Origin of the sequence: Thalassospira xiamenensis M-5 = DSM 17429 (assembly GCF_000300235.2) — a bacterium.
Lineage (GTDB): Bacteria > Pseudomonadota > Alphaproteobacteria > Rhodospirillales > Thalassospiraceae > Thalassospira > Thalassospira xiamenensis.
Genome location: NZ_CP004388.1, coordinates 4,341,518 through 4,361,514, shown reverse-complemented (window position 1 = coordinate 4,361,514; position 19,997 = coordinate 4,341,518). Strand labels below are relative to the sequence as shown.

The 19,997-nt window shown below is 52.9% G+C and carries 22 protein-coding genes; 8 read left to right on the top strand and 14 right to left on the bottom strand.

What is annotated here, in order from left to right; translation table 11 throughout:
* Window positions 1-116: 116 nt before the first annotated feature.
* The 4 genes from TH3_RS20150 (at window position 117) to TH3_RS20135 (ending at window position 4,304) form a co-directional block, all read left to right on the top strand.
* Window positions 117-614 carry a hypothetical protein gene (locus TH3_RS20150; protein ID WP_007088542.1) on the top strand — a complete coding sequence of 166 codons (498 nt, stop codon included), beginning with the start codon at window positions 117-119 and terminating at the stop codon, window positions 612-614.
* Window positions 615-909: 295 nt separating this feature from the next.
* Complete coding sequence (locus TH3_RS20145; protein WP_007088543.1) at window positions 910-3,177, top strand: NADP-dependent malic enzyme; 2,268 nt, start codon at window positions 910-912, stop codon at window positions 3,175-3,177.
* A 107-nt stretch (window positions 3,178-3,284) separates the two neighbouring features.
* Window positions 3,285-3,737, top strand: coding sequence for a hypothetical protein (locus tag TH3_RS20140; RefSeq protein ID WP_076519474.1), 453 nt, complete (start codon window positions 3,285-3,287; stop codon window positions 3,735-3,737).
* A 105-nt stretch (window positions 3,738-3,842) separates the two neighbouring features.
* Window positions 3,843-4,304, top strand: coding sequence for a hypothetical protein (locus TH3_RS20135; RefSeq protein WP_007088545.1), 462 nt, complete (start codon window positions 3,843-3,845; stop codon window positions 4,302-4,304).
* Window positions 4,305-4,383: 79 nt separating this feature from the next.
* Here TH3_RS20135 and TH3_RS20130 read toward each other — a convergent pair whose 3' ends face one another.
* From TH3_RS20130 to TH3_RS20095, 8 genes are all read right to left on the bottom strand, one after another.
* A complete protein-coding gene (locus TH3_RS20130; RefSeq protein WP_007088546.1) occupies window positions 4,384-5,370 on the bottom strand; it encodes a glucosaminidase domain-containing protein in 987 nt (328 codons plus the stop codon).
* Between the two features lie 194 nt (window positions 5,371-5,564).
* Window positions 5,565-6,134 carry a NifU family protein gene (locus TH3_RS20125; RefSeq protein WP_007088547.1) on the bottom strand — a complete coding sequence of 190 codons (570 nt, stop codon included), beginning with the start codon at window positions 6,132-6,134 and terminating at the stop codon, window positions 5,565-5,567.
* Window positions 6,135-6,296: 162 nt separating this feature from the next.
* Window positions 6,297-7,181: a DUF2333 family protein gene (locus TH3_RS20120; protein WP_233421811.1), complete on the bottom strand. Its 885-nt coding sequence runs from the start codon at window positions 7,179-7,181 to the stop codon at window positions 6,297-6,299.
* Between the two features lie 159 nt (window positions 7,182-7,340).
* Entirely contained in the window at window positions 7,341-7,883 is a 543-nt protein-coding gene (locus TH3_RS20115; protein ID WP_007088549.1) for a L,D-transpeptidase family protein, read from the bottom strand.
* Window positions 7,884-8,253: 370 nt separating this feature from the next.
* Window positions 8,254-8,778, bottom strand: coding sequence for an inorganic diphosphatase (ppa, locus tag TH3_RS20110; protein WP_007088550.1), 525 nt, complete (start codon window positions 8,776-8,778; stop codon window positions 8,254-8,256).
* A 158-nt stretch (window positions 8,779-8,936) separates the two neighbouring features.
* Window positions 8,937-9,776 carry a glycosyltransferase family 2 protein gene (locus TH3_RS20105; protein WP_007088551.1) on the bottom strand — a complete coding sequence of 280 codons (840 nt, stop codon included), beginning with the start codon at window positions 9,774-9,776 and terminating at the stop codon, window positions 8,937-8,939.
* A 148-nt stretch (window positions 9,777-9,924) separates the two neighbouring features.
* The gene (galE, locus tag TH3_RS20100; RefSeq protein WP_007088552.1) at window positions 9,925-10,920 is read right to left on the bottom strand and encodes a UDP-glucose 4-epimerase GalE; all 996 of its coding nucleotides are present in this window, start codon (window positions 10,918-10,920) and stop codon (window positions 9,925-9,927) included.
* 78 nt (window positions 10,921-10,998) lie between these two features.
* Window positions 10,999-11,940 (bottom strand): LysR family transcriptional regulator, encoded by a 942-nt coding sequence (locus TH3_RS20095; RefSeq protein WP_007088553.1) that lies wholly within the window; start codon window positions 11,938-11,940, stop codon window positions 10,999-11,001.
* Window positions 11,941-12,183: 243 nt separating this feature from the next.
* On the opposite strand from TH3_RS20095, the gene TH3_RS20090 reads away from it, so the two are divergent.
* A complete protein-coding gene (locus TH3_RS20090) occupies window positions 12,184-13,128 on the top strand; it encodes a DMT family transporter (protein ID WP_007088554.1) in 945 nt (314 codons plus the stop codon).
* A 27-nt stretch (window positions 13,129-13,155) separates the two neighbouring features.
* On the opposite strand, the gene TH3_RS20085 is transcribed toward TH3_RS20090, so the two are convergent.
* Genes TH3_RS20085 through TH3_RS20075 form a run of 3 tightly spaced genes read right to left on the bottom strand, consistent with a single transcriptional unit; the run spans window position 13,156 to window position 14,782 of the window.
* Window positions 13,156-13,509: an antibiotic biosynthesis monooxygenase family protein gene (locus TH3_RS20085; RefSeq protein WP_007088555.1), complete on the bottom strand. Its 354-nt coding sequence runs from the start codon at window positions 13,507-13,509 to the stop codon at window positions 13,156-13,158.
* Window positions 13,506-13,835, bottom strand: a complete 330-nt coding sequence (locus TH3_RS20080) for an NIPSNAP family protein (RefSeq protein WP_007088556.1) — start codon at window positions 13,833-13,835, stop codon at window positions 13,506-13,508. Before TH3_RS20080 ends, TH3_RS20085 begins: the two co-directional genes overlap by 4 nt.
* A 29-nt stretch (window positions 13,836-13,864) precedes the next feature.
* Complete coding sequence (locus tag TH3_RS20075) at window positions 13,865-14,782, bottom strand: DMT family transporter (RefSeq protein WP_007088557.1); 918 nt, start codon at window positions 14,780-14,782, stop codon at window positions 13,865-13,867.
* 76 nt (window positions 14,783-14,858) lie between these two features.
* Here TH3_RS20075 and TH3_RS20070 point away from each other — a divergent pair, with 76 nt between their 5' ends.
* Window positions 14,859-15,539 carry a helix-turn-helix domain-containing protein gene (locus TH3_RS20070; RefSeq protein ID WP_007088558.1) on the top strand — a complete coding sequence of 227 codons (681 nt, stop codon included), beginning with the start codon at window positions 14,859-14,861 and terminating at the stop codon, window positions 15,537-15,539.
* Between the two features lie 6 nt (window positions 15,540-15,545).
* On the opposite strand, the gene TH3_RS20065 is transcribed toward TH3_RS20070, so the two are convergent.
* The 3 genes from TH3_RS20065 to hrcA form a co-directional block, all read right to left on the bottom strand.
* Complete coding sequence (locus TH3_RS20065) at window positions 15,546-16,298, bottom strand: NAD-dependent deacylase (protein WP_007088559.1); 753 nt, start codon at window positions 16,296-16,298, stop codon at window positions 15,546-15,548.
* Window positions 16,299-16,449: 151 nt separating this feature from the next.
* A complete protein-coding gene (gene grpE / locus TH3_RS20060) occupies window positions 16,450-17,091 on the bottom strand; it encodes a nucleotide exchange factor GrpE (RefSeq protein WP_007088560.1) in 642 nt (213 codons plus the stop codon).
* Between the two features lie 49 nt (window positions 17,092-17,140).
* Window positions 17,141-18,199 carry a heat-inducible transcriptional repressor HrcA gene (gene hrcA / locus TH3_RS20055; RefSeq protein ID WP_007088561.1) on the bottom strand — a complete coding sequence of 353 codons (1,059 nt, stop codon included), beginning with the start codon at window positions 18,197-18,199 and terminating at the stop codon, window positions 17,141-17,143.
* A gap of 336 nt (window positions 18,200-18,535) precedes the next feature.
* Here hrcA and rph point away from each other — a divergent pair, with 336 nt between their 5' ends.
* Together rph and rdgB are read left to right on the top strand one after the other, a co-directional pair.
* Window positions 18,536-19,252, top strand: a complete 717-nt coding sequence (gene rph / locus TH3_RS20050; protein WP_007088562.1) for a ribonuclease PH — start codon at window positions 18,536-18,538, stop codon at window positions 19,250-19,252.
* A 99-nt stretch (window positions 19,253-19,351) separates the two neighbouring features.
* The gene (rdgB, locus tag TH3_RS20045) at window positions 19,352-19,948 is read left to right on the top strand and encodes an RdgB/HAM1 family non-canonical purine NTP pyrophosphatase (protein WP_007088563.1); all 597 of its coding nucleotides are present in this window, start codon (window positions 19,352-19,354) and stop codon (window positions 19,946-19,948) included.
* Window positions 19,949-19,997: the final 49 nt, after the last annotated feature.

Sequence of the window (19,997 nt, the reverse complement as noted above, 5' to 3'; positions counted from 1 at the left end):
CCTATGCCATTGCAATGCCTGATTTTCTGTAAAATATGTTAAGATACGCAGGCAGCAAAGTAGCGCGATCATCGCCGATTTGCCGCCCTTTGACCAGTGACCAAGGAGATAAGAAGATGGCAGCAGACCAAGCGACCCGTCAGGCACCGGAACTGGTTGGATTATTCGATACAAAAGACGGCTTTGATGCCGCGGTTCGGGAATTGCGCGATAGCGGATTTTCGCGCACGGACCTGTCGGTTTTAAGTTCCCATGAATCAATTGATGTTGCCGGGTCGGATGGCCGGTCCTGGTCCGATGTGCTGACCGCGCTGGTCGGTGAAGCAAAATACGAGGTGCCCTTGGTGGCATCGGGGGCGATTGCACTGTTTGGCGGGGCGGCAACCGCGCCGGTGGCGCTTGCGGTTGGTGCGGGCGTTGGCGCCGTGGCGCTTCGCGAATTTATCGAGGAAGTTACATCAACCCCGCATACCGAAGATTTCGCCCGCGCGATCAATGCCGGGTCGGTGATCCTGTGGGTGCGGATTGATCCCGACAAGGACGATGCAGAAGCCAAGGCGACCGCGATTCTGAAAAAGCACGGCGCGGAAAACATTCATCTGCATCAGGGATAATCCCTTGATTTTGAGTGCGTATTTGCATTTTTCGGCATGACGGACATGGTTTGCTAAAACGTAAAAGGCGATCAGAAATGATCGCCTTTCTTATTTCCGGTTGGCATATGATGCGCTGCAACATACGGAAAACGCTACGTAATTTTGCGGTTGCCGTTAACGTCGCCTTTGACCCGGGGCCAGAAGCCTGATTTATTGAGCGGTCCGGCATGACGGCTCCACACCTGATTGTCGGGTTAAAGTTTACAGGTTCTCGCCGCTTTCCAATCCACCACGCAAGCGTCAGTGAAAATATATGTCAGATTCAGAAATCAAGGTTCGTGACCGTGAAGCGCTGCTGTTTCATTCAAGTGGCCGCCCCGGAAAAATCGAAATCACTCCGTCGAAGCCGCTGACCACACAGCGCGATCTTTCACTTGCATATTCACCAGGTGTGGCGGTGCCATGCCTCGAAATCGCCAAGAATCCGGCAACGGCCTATGACTATACGTCCAAGGGCAATATCGTCGCCGTGATCTCGAATGGTACGGCCGTTCTGGGGCTTGGCAATCTGGGTGCGCTGGCATCCAAGCCGGTAATGGAAGGCAAAGCGGTCCTGTTCAAGCGTTTTGCCGATGTTGACGGGCTGGACCTTGAAGTGTCGACCGAGGATGTTGACGAGTTCGTCAATTGCGTGCGCTTCCTTGGCGCGTCGTTCGGCGGGATCAACCTTGAAGACATCAAGGCCCCGGAATGCTTCATCATCGAGCAACGCTTGCGCGAACTGATGGATATTCCGGTATTCCATGACGACCAGCACGGTACGGCGATTATTGCCGCATCCGGCCTGATCAATGCCTGCGACCTGACGGGGCGCGAGCTTAAAGACATCAAGCTTGTGATCAACGGTGCGGGTGCGGCGGCGATTGCATGTTGCGAACTGGTCAAAAGCATGGGAGTCACACCCGATAATGTCATCATGTGCGATTCGCGCGGGGTGATTTACAAGGGCCGTGAAGACGGCATGAACCAGTGGAAATCGGCGCACGCGGCCGAAACAGATGCCCGCACGCTGGAAGAAGCGATGGACGGGGCGGATGCGTTCTTTGGCCTGTCGGTCAAGGGTGCGGTGACGGCGGCCATGGTCAAAAGCATGGCCAAACAGCCGATCATCTTTGCCATGGCAAACCCGGATCCGGAAATCAGCCCGGAAGACGTCGCCGCGATCCGAAATGACGCGATCTGTGCCACCGGGCGTTCGGACTATGCCAACCAGATCAATAACGTGCTTGGTTTCCCTTATATCTTCCGCGGGGCGCTTGACGTTCAGGCATCCACGATCAACGAGGAAATGAAGATTGCCGCGGCCCATGCGGTGGCGTCACTGGCGCGAGAAGATGTGCCTGACGAGGTTGCTGCGGCTTATTCCGGCCGTCGCCTGCAATATGGTCCGGAATATATCATTCCGGCACCATTTGACCCGCGCCTGATCATTGCTGTGCCCAAGGCCGTGGCACAGGCCGCGATGGACAGTGGTGTTGCACGCCGACCGATCATTGACATGGCGGAATATGAAAATCAGCTGCGCGGTCGTCTTGATCCGACGGCGGCCCATCTACAACTGATTTCCGATTATGTGCGGGCGCATCCGAAACGGATTGCCTTTGCCGAGGGCGAAGAGGAAACCGTTATTCGTGCGGCTGTGGCCTATCGCAATTCCGGTTATGGTACTCCGATCCTGATTGGTCGCGAGGACCGGATCGCGGAATCGGCCAAATCGCTCGGTATCGAAAGCCTTGAAGGTGTTGAAATCAGCAACGCGGCCCTTTCTCACAAGAACAAGGAATATGCCGAGTTCCTGTATGGTCGCCTGCAGCGTAAAGGCTTCCTGTGGCGCGATTGCCAGCGCATGGTCAACCAGAAGCGTAACGTCTTTGCCGCCGTCATGGTGGCCAAGGGTGACGCCGATGGCCTGATTACCGGCCTGACGCGAAACTTCCATCGCAGCTTTACCGATATCAGTTCAGTGATCGATGCCAAGCCGGGCGAAATCCCTATGGGTCTTTCGATTGCAATTGCCAAAGGCCGGACGGTGTTTATTGCCGATACGCGCGTGCATAACATGCCCGATGCCGAGCAGCTTGCCGAGATTGCGATCCAGGCGGCCGAGAAAGCCCGTCAGCTTGGTCACGAGCCGCGTGTGGCAATGGTATCGCATTCGACGTTTGGCAACCCGTGGAGTGCAGATACCGACCGTATCCGCGAGGCGGTCGGCATCCTTGAGCGCAGTAATGTCGATTTTGAATTCGATGGTGATATTGCGGTTGATGTGGCGCTTGATACTGAACTGTTGAAGCTTTATCCGTTCTGCCGTCTTTCTGGCCCGGCCAATGTGCTTGTAATGCCGGCCCTTCATGCGGCGACAACGGCGTCAAAGCTTCTCGACAAGCTGGGCGGTGGTACGGTTGTTGGTCCGGTGATGATCGGGCTCGAAAAGCCGGCACAGATAACCCAGATGGGCAGTACGGTTAACGACCTTGTCAACCTGGCAGCACTGGCCGCACACGAGGCAGAACACGGCTAAGTTGCGCTAAACAATATTGTTAAAATGGCGGAATTGCTGATGCAATTTCCGCCATTTTACTTTAAGAGGCCGGAATATAACAAAAAACAACCGGTAATCGTGGGAACGTGACGTTGAATTTTTCATGCAAATGGCGTTTTGGGCTATGCACAGTTTTTTTGATTCTGTTCGGGTGCAATGCTTCCGGGCCTTCGTCAGAACTGATTACGTCTAGCTTGAAAGAACTGCACGATGAAGCCCTGATAGGCATGCTATCGCATCTGGAAAATATCGAGATATCCGATACGGAGCGAACAGGCGACAATCGCAGTCGTGTGTCTGTGCGATACGAACTGGTGTTTGACATTGATTTTGCCAATGCCATTCGCATTGTTGCCGATCCGGGGTCAGCTTCGGAAGCCGAACGTATGCGATTTCGTGATTATCTTGGTATTCTTGGAACTGTTGAATTGACGGGCCTGACCAGCCTTTATGGTGAATTTGAAAAAGATCAGCGCTTTGACGTCGCCCGGGTCGTCGATTTCGTTAAGATTAAAGGCAAATGGATCGCGCAGCCCTGATGGCGTTTATCGTTTGGGCAATAGCGTGGATCGACCTGATTTCTGCCACATCGGACTGTAACAGGTTAGCGCCATAAACGTATTTCAGGCATAAGGAACTTGTCGATGCATCGCATCAGTCATTTTTTTGCATTTATTCTGTTTGTTCCGGCGCTTGTGGCCTTGGCTGCGTGCGACGATACAAAGACCGCAGGCCCAACAGCTAATGAGATCACCACGGCCGTGATCGAACGTTTCCGTGATGATCCTTATGCCAAAGTTGGTCATGTCGAAAATGTTACAAAGACCAACAGCATCAAAGAAGCCGACGATGAAACGACAGTTATGGTGCGTTACGAATTGGTGTTTGATCGCTCGGTCGCGGATTTTGCCGATGACGTCACGGAAAAGGGCAAGGCCGCCGGGGACCTTGATACGGTTGGTGACACTGTCAGTGAAGCAATTGATCTGGTGAAGACCAAGATGCTGGCCTTGAAGGAAGGCGAGTTCAAGGCGGGTGACAGGCGCATTGTCGAAAGCGAGATCCGGCTGGTCAAATCCGAGAAAGGCTGGATTTACCGGCCATAGAATCTGGCGATATCCATTTACGGAAATAAGAAAAGGAACCGCCTGAAAACGGTCCCTTTTTTATGCACGATTGGTGCGATCAATCTTCAAGAAGTGCCAGAACACTTGGCGGTGGCGGTATATCGCCAGACGCGAAACCGATCCCGTCGAATGTTTCAAGACCGTTCACGCGCATGATGGCGTGAAGCGAGTCGACATATTCTTCACCACGTTCGGAATATTTGGTTAGTGTATCGGCCAGATCCCAACCAAGCACGACTTCGCCGCCTTCACGCAATTTGGCACGTTCAGCACGCAGTTCGGCATATGCCGGGTGCGAGTTGATGTTGCGTGCATAGGCACGAACACTGTCGATCAGGCTGTTAAACGATTTGATGACGTGGGTTTTGCCTTCGGCACGGTCTTCTGGGACGATGCCGTCTTCATCCCAGGCCCACTGGCCAAACAGGGCATTACCCTTGCGCACGAAGCGCGACGTGCCCCAGCCGCTTTCCTCAGCGGACTGAGCAAGCATCAGAGATGGCGGAATGATATCGATGCGTTCAAGCAGTGCGGTGACACCACCATCCGTCACGCGATAGCGTTTCATCATCTGGTCGACCCATTCCTTTTCAGCCGTACTGATTGGGTCGCCGGAATATTTCTTGCTCTGTATGGCCATCAGGCGATCACGTCGCGCCGTGATTTCCTCGTTCACACGCAATGCCAGCGGCAGCATGATTCGAATGAAAATCTGTTTGCGCTCGTCTGCGGATGCCAGATCGCGCATGCCTTTGGGAACGCGTTTGATATAGACGCGTGGAACTTCCTGCACACCCGACAGGCTATAGCCGATGCTTTGATAATACTGGTTAAGCGCGATCACTTCTGGATCGCGACGGTAGAGCGGTTTGACGTTCTTTTTTTCCGGCGCAACGGTAACTGCTGCGACTTCGTCAAAGCTCATACCTTTAGGGGTGGGGGTAACATCCCATCCACCGAAAATGCCAAAATACAGTAAACCTACCGCTCCAAACACTGAAGCAAGCGCAATTTTACGGTAACTGCCTTCTTTTGCGCTATTCATGTTGTTTCTCCAGGATCAGTAAAACTGCCGGTTCATGCGAGCCGTTATCTATGCCTGCCTGTTGTGCGGATCGCAACCTGCAATATCGAAAAGGTTAATTTTTCCTTTGCGACGTTTGCGTTCCGCGCGTAATGACAACGCCCGGCACAGAAATTTGTGCGTGCCGGGCGGAAAAAATTTCGCGAATCGGGAAATCAGTCAGCCATGACCGGTTCTACGGCCTGAACTTCCGGCACGTAATAACGCAGCATGTTTTCGATGCCCATTTTAAGGGTCGCCGTGCTGCTCGGGCAGCCGGAGCATGCGCCGTGCATTTCAAGGAAGACAACGCCGTCTTCGAATTTGTGGAAGACGATATCGCCGCCATCCTGCGCGACGGCCGGCCGGACACGGGTATCAAGCAGTTCCTTGATCTGGCTGACCAGTTCATCATCTCCATCTGATGCGGTGCTGGCACCGGTGGCGGCACCGGAATTCTGATCAAGAACCGGCTGTCCGGAGGTGTAATGCTCCATGATACCGCCAAGGATTTGCGGTTTCAGTGTCTGCCAGTCTTTGGCATCATCCTTGGTGATGGTGATGAAGTCACCGCCCAGAAACACCCCTGTGATGCCTTCAACTTCAAACAGCTTGCGGGCAAGCGGTGATTTTACATCTGTATCGGTTGCCGTGAAGTTGGCGGTGCCTTGACGGCCCATAACATCTTCGCCGGGCAGGAATTTCAGTGTTGCCGGGTTCGGAGTCGGCTCGGTTTGAATGAACATGTCGGCTTGTCCTCTCACTCTGGGGGCCGGGGCAAATCTTGCCCGCGCGGCGTTCCCGATTTCATCTGGTTAGGCCCTAAATGGGGCAAAAACAGGAAAAGATCAAGTCTGAGCGCGCAACTCAGGTATTCGTGATCTGACACCCGGTACCGGGAACCTGTCTTATCGCTGCAGAATAGAGCTGATTTCGCGCATCTGGGTACGGGCGCGCAGCAGATAAAAACCAAGCCCGGCCAAGTGGTTTGGGAAAATAATGCCATCGGCCGAACCGTTGACCACAACCAGAGGATCAAGAGCCGCTGCTGCCTGCAACGAGCCGATCATTTCCGCCCAGGCTGGTGCTACCTGACGTTCATTGATGACCTGTTCGAAATCGGTGCCGAGGTCACGCAGGATCAGGCTATAGGCATAAAGACGGCCCTTGGTGGCATAAAAGACATCATCAGCAGTGCGATCAAACAAGGATGGGTCTTCGACCTTGTCATCAATCAGTGCGGATGCTGATCCAAGATCATTGGCGAAACGGTTCAGCGTTTCCTGCAGATTGTCAGCACGGCGTTCAAAAACGGCCTGACCGTCTGCCAGGCGCTGATTGTAACGGTTAAGCGCTGCAATAGCCTGCCGGTATTGCTGTTCGGAGGTTACACCGGGCAAAAGCGACACGCTGGGATCAAAGACCCATTTGTCACCCCTGAATTTCAGAAGGCCTGCTGCATCATCCAGATCCGGGTCAACCTGGCTTGAGCCACGCGTACGACCAATCTGATCGGACAACTCGATTGCAAAGCGTGACAGGGCATAGACAATACCCGTCTGGAAGTTCGGCATATTGTCCAGTGCGGCACTCGGCAGGAAGAAGGGATCGTTCGCCGTCCAGCGGTTCTGATTGATTTCGCGATCTATCAGTGCGGATGCGGTGCTTACCGAATGGCTGCCGCCCTGATAATTACCAGTGAAATCGGGATTGTCGTCGATCTTGTGCACCAGTGCCATGCCGACCGGATAATAGATGACAGCGGCTAACACAATAACGGTAAGGCTGCCCACCCAAAACTTGCGAGAGCTGAAAACACGCCTGATGCGTGCTCCGAAACCGGAAATACCGCTCTTTTTGTATAGATAATCGTCTTCAATCATGATCCGTCCCGGTCAATGGCGTGCAGCATGAAACTAGGGTGTCATTGCCACAACGGCAAGTCCATGATTTTACATATCGATCCGAATATAGCTTTCAGTCGTGCACATGGACAAAACGGTTTCGAGATCTTTTTCGCCAAGCGCAACGCAGCCTTCGGTACCGGTATAATCCGGGCGGGCAATATGCATGAAAATCGCCGACCCTTTTCCCGGGACGGTAGGATCATCGTTGTGACCAAGTACGACGATGAGGTTGTAAAGCCCGTCGTTGCGAAACAGTTTCTCATGGCTGGCATCAAACGGAAGCCGCACGGGGCGATTATAGTCCGGATGGGTAGGATCGTCGCACCAGCCATCAGAAAAGGAAATAGTGGTGACTGGAAGGTCTGTATGGGGGCTTGCGCGGCGATCAGACCGATACATAACATAACGCAGTCGCCAGGTTCCAGCCGGCGTTTTACCGTCACCTTCGGTCTTTGCATCGGCAGAGACCACGCCGTTTTTGCCAATTGCACAGCGAAATTCCCGGTCCTCAAAGCGCAGCAATCCATCTGTCGAGACAATCATTTCGACCGGATCGGACGGCGTACTGGTTTGCAGGTTGCTATGCATTGGTCTGAAACTCTGAATTCCGGTTGTCTAAAGTGCTGTCGCCAAAGCGTTTTGCAGAAAATTTCTTGAAGATGTTGAGAAACAACAAAGGTGAATTTGTGGCAATGCCGTATCAGCTACAATGATTGCACGCAAAGTTGGTACGGGAATGCAGATTTTCAGGTTTCGCAGGTAACCAAAAATATCTTTGGAAAGGTGCGGAAGGCTTAATGCCTGCGTCAGGCGTGCTTCGCCTGCACGGAACAAATCCTTTGTCCAATAGTCCCGAGCGAATTGAGATTATGTATGTTTTTTGGCGTCATGTTAAAATGACAACGCCCCGCGCCGGAATCCGGGCGGGGCGTTAGAAAGCCATCGCACATAAATCGGCTTATTTGCCGAGACGGGCTACACCTTCTTCGATCAGTTTAGCGGCTTTCTCAGCGCCTTCCCAACCGGTGACTTTTACCCATTTGCCTTTTTCGAGGTCTTTGTAACGCTCGAAGAAATGCTGGATCTGATCGCGCAGAATCTGCGGAAGATCTTCGTGGGATTTGATATCGGTATAGTACGGATCGATCTTGTCGTGCGGCACGCAGATCAGTTTCTCATCCTGCCCGGCCTCGTCTTCCATCATCAGAACACCGACCGGACGGGCGCGAATGACCGAGCCAGCAACAACCGGTTCACGGAACATGACCATGGCATCGACCGGATCACCATCCAGACCAAGGGTGTTGGGGATGAAACCGTAATTTACCGGATAATACATCGAGGTATGGAGGAAGCGGTCAACGAAGACAGCACCGGAGTCTTTGTCGACTTCGTACTTGATCGGTCCGCCTTGCGGGATTTCGATGACGACGTTAACGTCCCAGGGAACATCTTTGCCAACGGCAATCTTGCTGAGATCCATGTGGGGAAAATCCCTTTCGCTTTTTGATAAGGCTGTGCCCCGTTGCCGAGGCTATCACAACGCACAAACACTCGAAATCTATCGAGGATGCAAAAATCAGGTGGTCCTTTTATCTTGAAATTGGCGTTGTTCCAAGCCCCGCAGATAACTGGACTATTTTATGCTGAAGCGGCGATTGGAATAAGTTCACTCTGTCTCGGTTGGAAGCGGCTCGGGTCTGCTTCTAGCTCTTTAAAATACATACCGTTGTTTGATTTGTTGGCGTGACGTTGCCCTATGGAGCGTCCGTGATACAGATGCAGAACGGGTGAGCAGTATTCGACGCTTTTGCGTTTCACGCCGGATCGGATCATGCGCAGCACGAAATCGGAATCTTCGAGACCATGTCCCTCATAGGCTTCGTCAAAACCGCCGATTGCCAGAATGTCATTTCGAAAGGCGGCAATATTGCACCCTTGTGCCTTTTTCCAGCATTTCTGATGCGCCCAAAGGCTTTTCTTGTTTTGCGGGAGAGGGGCAAACTGGAAGGGGCGATTGCATTGTCCCATCAGACCCAGCATGAACAAAAGGATGCGAGGCCATTTGTGAAATGAAAAGCGCTTTTTCATAACGAATTCAGTGAAGCGACGTTTAAGAAAAACGCGCTTGCCGGTCACGAAGCAGCCTGGTTCGGCCACTTTTCGGTGGTTTGAGACAAAATCAGGAAGAAGACAACAGTCACCATCGGTGAAAACAACAATATCGCCCTCTGCGAGTTTGATTGCACCATTGCGGACACGTGACAGGCGATAGCCCATATCTTCTTGCCAGAAATGTTTGATCGGCACGGGTGATTTTTTCTGCATGCGGATAATGGTATTTGCCGTCTCCGGGCCGGACCCGTCATCTGCGACGATCACCTCGAAGTTCCTGTCTTTCTGGTCGATTAACGACTGCAAGACCATCTCAAGCGCTTCGGGCCAATTATAGGTCGAAACGATCACAGAAACCTTATGCACGTAATTTCCCCCCAATTACAGAACGCATTCAACCAGTATCCCCTCTGGTCCATAATGCATGGAGCCGACTTCCGCTCCGTCTCGTCAATTACAAAAAAGTTCTAGATATTAAAATCGTATATCACATGAACAGGTTACCAATTTGTGTTCATTCAGACTTTCGAGCGTTAGAACAATAATAGGCCCAAGCATGAGCAATCGTTTCACGTGGGTCTGTATATTTCGGTTTCCAGCTTAATAGTGAATTCGCTTTCGCCGGATTGGCAATCAGTTTTACGGGGTCGCCCGGGCGGCGTGCCGCGTCAGATATCGGGAACTCGATACCCGTAACTTCTCTGCAAAGCATCAATATTTCACGTACAGAACAGCCTTTGCCCGTCCCAATATTGACGCAATCAAAAAATGGTTTTGTTTCGCCTGTTATATGCTCAAGTGCCTTGACGTGGGCCGCTGCCAGGTCATCAACGTGAACGTAGTCACGAATGCAGGTTCCATCCGGCGTGTCATAGTCATTGCCGAATATTTTTAAACCGTCTCTTCGCCCGACCGCCGCCAATAGAGCAAGCGGAATGAGGTGAGTTTCCGGATCATGTCTTTCACCGCTTCGCCTTGAAGGGTCCGCACCCGCGGCATTAAAATAACGCAGAGCAATGGAACGAAAACCATATAACGCGCAATAGTCCGCGATCATTGTTTCAACCATCGCCTTTGAGCGGCCGTAGGGATTTTCAGGCTGAGCCGGTAAAGTCTCGTCAAGCATGTCGAGATTGGTGTTACCGTATATGGCGGCAGTTGATGAGAAAACGATCTGCCGACACTCATGATGACGCATCGCTTCAAGCAGATTAAATGAGCCGGTCGTATTCACCTCGTAAAAGCTGGCTGGTTCCTGCATCGAAAGACCTGCCTCAATCAGGGCAGCCATATGAATGACGGCAGCTGGTTGGAATTTTTTAAAGGTATCGTCAAGAGCGGTGCGATTACGAATATCTGCATGAACAAATGGGATATCACCAGAAATCGCGTCACGGTGACCGTTCGACAAATTGTCAAGAACCACCGGCAGATAGCCACTTTCTCGCAATTTCAGGCATATATGAGATCCGATATATCCGGCGCCGCCTGTTACCAGTATTTTTTCCATAGCTTCCGTTCTGTTCAATATCCAGCCAATGATTTGGTTGTATTAGAAATACAGATTAGGTGAATTCTGTCTGGCAGATCATTTTTTAAGCATTTTGCCTTTCAGCGACGCCGTATGTGGATTGATCAGTTCGCGGATCCAGTTGGCGGTGGCGATGACGGCCGGGTCTTTTTCACGGGCCGGGCGGATCAGCAGGCGATACCACCAGTGCGATACGAAATCGGGGAAATTAAGCAAGACCAGTTCCCCGCGTTCCACAAAGTTGCGGGCGATCACATCGGTGCTGGCAACAATGCCTTGTCCAGCACGGGCTGCTTCGAGTGCCCAGATATGATGGCTGAAGGTCCAGCAATCATCGAGTGAAAAGGTGGCGCGATCAAACCAGTTGGCAATCTGCGAAAATTGTTCGCTGTCGCTGTCGATCAGCAGGATATCGCGCGATCCAAGTGAACCGACATCGATATTGCAGGGATCAAGTCCGCGTTTTTTCAGCCATTCAGGCGCAGCAAAGGCATTGTAAATTTCGGGAGTCAGAAGTTCGGTGATCCAGCCATCAAGCCCCGGCAAATCTTTTGGTGCGATCTGAAGGGCGATGTCGATTTCAAGTGGATCAAGATCATCATCAAATTCGATCTTGCGAAACTGAACGGGAATATCGGCAGGCATACGGGCCTGCAGGTCACCAAGCTCGTTTAACAGAACGGTCAAGGCAGGGGTTGCCAATGCGCCTATACGGATCGCCTTGCCCTTGTCGGGCCCGACTTCGCCGGTGATATCGGCAATGCCATCAAGGGCTTCTGTCAGGCGCGGGAGCAGACGGGTTGCCGATTTGGTCAGACTGAGCCCGCGTCCCTTGCGAACAAACAGGACAACGCCAAGACATTCTTCAAGCTGACGCAATTGATGGCTGATCGCACTTTGGGTGACATGCAATTCTTCCGCCGCTGCCTTCACACTTTGATGGCGGGCGGTGGCTTCAAAAGCGACAAGCGCGCGTAAGGGGGGCAGTTTGCGGCGCATCGAACATTTCCGTGGGACAGGGTTTTTAGAGTTTATTCCTGTGTAACAGGCCTGAATGTGGTTTGGGGCAAAAAATTCTCATCAATGGCTGAAAACTCCTCATTCGCATTTTTCAATTTTTGCGGGCACACTGCCGAATGAAAAGGGTTTCCGGCTGATCGATAGATAGTCTCCTTGCGCCACCCCGCAGCAGTCTCCCCGCTGTCGGAAACCCACTTTAATTCCAGAGATCAGGATCAGGTGATGACCGGGACGCTTTTGCGCCTCAGCGGCAATTTTCGCGGCGTTTTGTGGATGACGGCGGCGATGGCATCGGGCGTTTTTGTCGATGTCTGTGCCAAGCTGGTATCCCATGATGTGCCGACTGCACAAATTCTCGCGATGCGTGCAGTGACGACGGTGGCTGTGTTCGTGATCATCCTGATGTTTATTGGCACCAGGTCGATCCGGACCAAGCGACCTTATGCGCATCTGGCGCGCGGCGTTCTTTGGTACGGATCGTTGTTTTTTGTGTTCTTTGCCCTTCGCCAGATGAGTATTGCCGAGGTAAATGCCTATCTGTTCATTGAGGCCTTGCTGACCGTGATGCTTGCCGTTGTGATTCTTGGCGAGCAGTTGACGGCACGTAAAGTAATCGCAACCCTTCTTGGACTTGTTGGCGTTTGGGTAATGTGCGTTCCCAAAATGGACGGATTTGGCGTTCCATTGGGGGTTGCCGCAGCCCTGATCGGGGCGTTCTGTTTTTCCGCGCAAACGCTTTATGCCAAGGTTCTGACCCGGACCGAGACGAATTTCTCCATGCTGTTCTGGCCCCAGATTGTCGCCATCGTGATCTGGGTGCCGGTTGCCGTCATCATGTGGCAACCGGCGGCCTTGTCTGACTGGCTTTATTCTGCGGGTGCAGGTTTCTTTGCCATGCTGACCAACTACATGGTTCTGCGGGCTGTTCGGGTTGCGGATGCCAGTGTCATTTCGCCCGCAGCCTATACGGCCTTGCCGTTTTCTGTAGCAATGGATCTGATCTTCTTTGACATGCTTCCGGTGCCGGTGATTTTTGTCGGGGCGGCGATTGTCGTGCTGGCGGTTGCCTTGCTGGATTACAGAGGCGGGGCAAAACCGGTTTCGGTTGTGCCCGCCGAAGATGATGAAAGTGATGGAAATCGCAAGGCCGCAACGGCGAAAGTTTAGCCTTTCTTCGGAAAACCTGTTTATCCATTATGAACTGTCGTCGTGTTGCTTGCGGGAATCATCGGGTGTTTCGGCCCGTTCATGCATTCCATAATCACGCATGACATGGGCGACCCGCAGACGATAATTGTCGAAAATCCGGTTACGGCCTTTGTGCTGTGCAATGCGGTGTTCACTGACATTGCGCCATGCCATGACGGCTTCTTCATCGCGCCAGAACGAAAGAGACAGAACCTTGCCCGGCTCGTTAAGGCTTTCGAACCGTTCGATGGAAATGAAACCGTCGATTGTTTCAAGTACCGGCCGGAGGTCTTTTGCGATCGAGAAATATTCGTTACGATGTTGCGGGTTAGGCAGGACTTCGAAAATGACGGCAATCATGGCTTGACCAGCTCCGCATGCGGGGTAGAGGCGATTTTGAAAAACTGGCGTTCTTCGCGCAGGATGAATTTTTCACGTTGGGCGAACTGATAGTTTTCACGCCCCAGTGGGTCTTGTGACAGGCGGGCGCGATAGGCTTCATATGCTGCCAGATCCGGCAAATGATAAACTGCGTAAGCAGTCGATATTGTTCCTTCATGAGGCGCGAAATAGCCGACCAGATCAGCACCGCATCGTGGAATTGCTTCGCCCCAGTTACGCGCATATTCCACAAAAGCATTCTTCTTATAAGGGTCGATTTCATAGCGGATGAAACACGTGATCATTGGCTTTATATCCTTATTGGGAGACGATTTTACGATTTAGGAAAGGGTGACTGTCGCCAGAATGTGCGCGGCAGATTGATGATTGCGACGCCGACAAGCGTGCAGAGGATTCCAGCAAGAACCGGGGAACTTATGGTTTCGCCAAGCAACAGGCTGCCAAGCACGACGCCGATCCCGGCACGCAGGTAGCTTTGACTGGCAACACCCATTGAGCCAAGCGTGCGTAACAGCCTGAAATAGATCAGCAAAGCGATTGCTGTGCAAAAAACCGACAGGGCAAGCGTTGCAAGAATGGCGGACGTTGACGGTGTCAAGTTCCAGGGTCGATCCAGCACCAGACTGGCCGGGATCAGAAAGGTGCTGGCCCAGATCATGGTTGCGGCGGCGGTAACGGTTGCGGGCAGGGTGCTGAAGCGCTTGCCATAGATTGCTGCTCCGGCATAGAGGATCGCTCCGGCCAGAACGGCAAGCTGCCCTCCCACATGCTGCCCTAGTCCGATAATCACACCGGGGCCGACAATCAGAACCACACCAGCAACGCCAAGGCACGCTCCGGCAAGACGAAACCGGTCAACCCGTTCATGCCGTGTCAGAAGGGTCGTGATCAGGAAAACAAAAACCGGTGATGTTGAATTAAGCACACTGGCAAGGCCGCTTTCGACATGTTGCTGTCCCCAAGCAAGAATTGTCCATGCGCCGAGACTGTTGAAAACCGACTGGATCAGCAATGTGCCGATAACCTTGCCATCGCGCGGAAAACGTTCGCTACGGCAGAACATGACGACGAGAAGAAACAGCGATGCGATGCCAACCCTGATCGCAATCAGCGTAATCGGTGGGATGTCGGTTAGGGCGATTCTGATAAACAGATACGACGATCCCCAAAGCAGGGCGAGCAAAGTCAGTAAACCAATTTCAAGGGGCAGCAATATTTTGGACGATGTCATTCGGATCTCCGGGGCAGGGGCAATTCTGAACAAATAACCGATTGCTGGCGACCAATGCTTCGATTAATATCGAACTATGAAAGAAGGACCCGATATTGCCCGCGTGGCTGCATTGCTTGGCGATCCGGCACGCGCGAACATGTTGACCGCCCTGATGAGTGGCCGCGCGCTGACCGCGGCCGAACTTGCACAGGAGGCCGGTGTGACGCCGCAAACGGCGAGTTCACATCTTGCAAAGCTTGAGGCTGGTCAGATCGTTATCCCGCGAAAGCAGGGGCGGCATCGTTATTTTACGCTTTCGGGCCCCGATATTGTCGAGGCATTGGAAGTCCTGATGGGGATTGCCAGCCGGGTCGGACATAATCGGGTCCGAACCGGGCCGAAGGACCCGGCATTGCGCAAGGCACGTGTTTGCTATGATCATTTGGCCGGAGAAATGGGGGTTGCCCTGTTTTCGGGGCTTGAGACCCGCAAACTGATTTCGACAGATCATAATGGCGTGGCTTTGACAGATGCCGGTGCAGATTTCGCCGAGGCGTTCGGGATTAATCTGAATGAACTGCGCACCAGCCGCAGGCCGCTTTGCCGGGAATGCCTGGATTGGAGCGCCCGACAATCTCATTTGGCAGGTTCGTTTGGTGCAGCGTTACTGGACCGGTTTTATGATCTGGGCTGGGCACAGCGAAGTAAGGAGTCGCGTGTGGTGATTTTCAGCCCCAAAGGCGAACGCAACTTCAAGGCGCTGTGCGATAGTTAATAGTTGTCAGACTTGATCCATCAATAGGCTGTCGACCAGTGCCGGAACCAATTCAGTCGCCAGGCCATATGAACTGTGATCAAACAAGGACGCCCCGGAACCAGGTTCCAGGTTGATCTCGACCGTTTCTGCACCAGCTTCTTCACTGGCGATTTGGACGAACCCGGCAGCCGGATAAACGTTCCCTGATGTGCCGATGGAAATGAATAGGCCACATTTGTAAAGAGCAGCATAAATGCGTTCCATTTCAAGCGGCATTTCCCCGAACCAGACAACGTGTGGGCGTAGGCCCCCGATTTTGGTGCAGGAGGTACAGGGAGTGTCTCGTCCCAGTGGGGCAGACCAGACCGTCAGAAGCCCGCAATGATTGCAGCGGATTTTCAGCAATTCGCCATGCATATGGATAAGGTTTTTTGATCCGGCGCGGTAATGGAGATCGTCGATATTTTGGGTTACCAGCAGAACGTCGCTTGGCCATCTGGTTTCGAGCCGGGCAAGGGCAAGATGCGCCTTGTTTGGCTGTATCGCAGGGTCAGGCAGCCCTGCGCGTCTGTCATTGTAAAAGTGATGTACGAGATCGGGATTGTTGATGAATGCCTCAGGCGTTGCGACTTCGGAAATGTCATATTTTGCCCAGATACCATCTGGGTCGCGGAAGGTATGCAGGCCGCTTTCCTTCGAAATACCGGCCCCGGTCAAGATAACAATCGTTGCGGCTTCATCGCGCAGAATATTGATAATGTCAGGACGAAACGGCATGGCGTGTTCCGATGTCATTGTTGCAACCAAGCCAGATTAGACCCGAAATGGACAAAATAAAACGGCCCGCCGTGAAAATGGCAGGGCCGTTTAAATATTTGATCTTTCAAAACCGGTTTGCGGATTCCCGACCAGAAATCAGCCAGCGCTATCAGGCAGAGGTGTCAACATTGCTGCCAGGTTCGTCGTTTTTTGCGGCTTCCTGACCGGCGGGGTTTTTGGTGACCCCGACCATTGCCGGGCGCAAAAGGCGACCTTTGAGCACGTAACCGGCCTGCATTACCTGGGCGACATGGCCGTCTGGATAAGCAGGATTTGGCATTTCAAACACGGCTTGATGATGATTGGGATCAAGTTTTTCCCCAAGCGGTTCAAGCTTTTCAACGCCGTTCTTTTCCAGTGCCTTAAGAAGCGTCTGTTCGGTCATTTCAACGCCTTCAACCAGCTTTTTCATCGTCGGGTCGGCATTGGACGTGTCGCCAGCAGCCTCAAGGGCGCGGCGGAGGTTGTCACCTACATCAAGCAGTTCGCGGGCAAATTTGGTAATCGCATAGTTCCCGGCGTCCTCGACGTCTTTCTTCGCGCGACGGCGCGTGTTTTCCACCTCGGCGGCGGCGCGCAATAGGCGGTCTTTCAACTCAGCAACTTCTGCTTCAAGTGCTGCAACCGGATCTGTGGTGGCTTCGCCACCTTCGGCTTCGGTTGCTTCTGAGACGACATCCTCTGCGGCAGTTTCTTCTGCCGACGCGGCATCATGCAGATCGTCCTGGTTGTTCTTTGCGGTTTCCGACATGGCTAACCTGTACCTTCAATTTGTGTGGCCTGACACGCAGCGCCAACGTTTATCCAATCAGTCGCCCGACCAGCTTGGCGGTGTAATCGACCAGCGGAATGATCCGGGCATAATTGATCCGGGTCGGCCCGACAACCCCGATTGCGCCCACAATGCTGCCTTCGGCATTCTGATAGGGCGAAATCACCATCGAAAGCCCCGATCCGCCGAACAATTTGTTCTCGGACCCGATGAAAATCTGCACACCTTGGGCAATCGTGGTGACATCAAGCAATTCAATCATCTGATCGCGTGCTTCGAGCACGTTGAACAGCCTTCTTACGGTTTCGAGCTGTTCGATCGTGTCGATATTTTCAAGCAATTGCGACTGGCCCTTTACGATCAGGGACGAACCCTTGACCCCGCCGGCCCATGTCGCAAGTCCGGCATCAATCAGTCCAGCCGACAATTCGTCGAGTTCCTGTTTGATGCGGTCGCGTTCCAAACTCATCAATTGCCGGGCGTCATCAAGTGTCTTTCCGGCCAACCGGGTATTTAGATAGTTCGATGCTTCTGTCAATGCCGAGGTCGGCAAATCGGGCGGAACATCAAGGATACGGTTTTCAACATTACCGGTCTGCGAAACCAGAACCGCAAGGACCTTGCCCGGCGAAAGCGCAACAAATTCAATCTGTTTTAAACGGATTCCATCGGTTTTCGGTGCAACCACAAGCCCTGCACAGCGTGACAGCCCCGAAAGCATACTTGTGGCCTCGCCCAGCATCTGATCAAGGGAATATCCGGCCTGCTCGCAATTTTTGGTCAATTGATCGCGCTCGGCATTTGGCAGATCACCGACTTCCATCAGGGCATTGACGAAAAGACGCAGGCCTTTCTCGCTTGGCAATCGACCGGCCGAAACATGGGGAGCAACCAGAAGCCCCATTTCCTCAAGATCGGACATGACATTGCGGATGGTCGCCGCCGAGAGGTTTTCTGACATGCGGCGTGCGATGGATCGAGATCCGATCGGTTCGCCGGTTTCGACATAAGCATCTACGATCTGGCGAAAGACTTCGCGGGATCGTGCGTTCATGTCGCCCAGCAATGTGTCGTCAAACAGCGCCATGTCAAACCTGTCAAAACCAAATGTGTAGCGTGGAATTTAGTAAGGTGTCGGGCAGGCGTCAATGAAGCTGGCAGATTGGTGATAGCTGGTGGACGGGAAAACGATGGTATCAATCAGGAAGTTAGTCTTGCCAAATCTTTGAATTCGTCGCGAATCGAGTGCCATTTATGGTTTTTGCGCGTGGATCTGAGGCATGGTGTTGCTGGGATTTTGCCGTTATTTTCGGGGAAACTGCTGGACCTTTGATACGATGCTCAGTAGCTTTGGCCGCAATTTCAGCCATCGTTGATCAGCCATGCAGGTTGATCCGACCCAGAACAAAGAGGTTCAGACCCCATGCGTCCATCCGGCCGTAATTTCGATCAGCTTCGCGACGTTTCCATTGAGACAGGTGTTTCCAAATATGCAGAGGGCTCCTGCCTGATTAAATTTGGCGATACCCATGTGATTTGTACCGCGACGGTCGAGGACAAGGTGCCAGGCTGGATGCGTAATTCCGGCAAGGGTTGGATCACTGCAGAATATGGCATGCTGCCGCGTGCAACCGACAGCCGCATGCAGCGCGAAGCCGCACGCGGTGGCCAGTCGGGTCGGACCCAGGAAATTCAGCGCCTGATAGGGCGTTCGATCCGTGCGGTCGCTGACCTTAAGGGCATGGGTGAAATGCAGATGCGCCTTGATTGCGATGTTATCCAGGCTGATGGCGGAACACGCACCGCATCAATCACGGGTGCCTATGTTGCGGCCCATTTGGCGTTTCAGGGCGTACGCCGTCTTGGCCTGATCAAGGAAATCCCGTTGAATCAGCCGGTTGCCGCAATTTCGTGCGGTATTTATCAGGGTGAAGCGGTTCTTGATCTTGATTATGCCGAAGACAGCAATGCGGGTGCGGATGCGAACTTTGTTCTGGCGGGCAGTGGCGGCATTGTTGAGGTTCAGGCGACTGCGGAAGATGTGCCGTTTGATCGTTCTGCTTATGACAAGATGTTTGAACTGGCGGAAAAAGGCTGCAAGGAACTGTTTGCCAAACAGCGAGCAGCGATTGGCATCTAAGAATTTATTCGGGCGAGCCTGGATATGGTTCGCCCGATATTGTTTTTGCGGTTTTCAGCCGTCTTCGTCTTAACGACCCGAATATCTCTAGGCAGCATCATGGCCCGTCGCTTTACGGAAAAAAAACTCGTTATCGCCAGCCACAACAAAGGCAAGATCAAGGAGATTGCCGAACTGCTTGATCCGTTCGGGATCGAAGTGGTTTCAGCAGGCGATTTGAATCTTCCCGAACCCGAAGAAACCGAAAACAGTTTTATTGGCAATGCTCAACTGAAGTCGTTGGCGGCAGCAAAGGCCGCCAATCTGCCAGCCCTGTCTGATGATAGCGGCATGGCGGTTTCCGCCCTTGATGGGGCGCCGGGTATTTATTCAGCGCGTTGGGCCGGGCCGGACAAGGATTTTGATATGGCGATGGAAAAGGTCCAGAACGGGATCGGGAGCCATCCTGACCGTCGGGCGGCCTTTATCTGCGCCTTGTCTCTGGCTTGGCCAGACGGTCATGTGGAGAATTTTGAAGGTCGTGTTGAAGGTGAAATCGTTTGGCCCAAACGTGGCCGTCACGGTTTCGGCTATGATCCGATTTTCCAGCCAAAAGGTTATGAGCAGACCTTTGGGGAAATGGACCCGGCACAGAAACATGCAATGAGCCATCGCGCGGATGCGTTTCGCCAGCTGGTCAAGGCTTGCTTCGTGTAAGGATTTTAGGCGGCTAACTGCCTGCATCGAACCTATGCACGCATCGCTG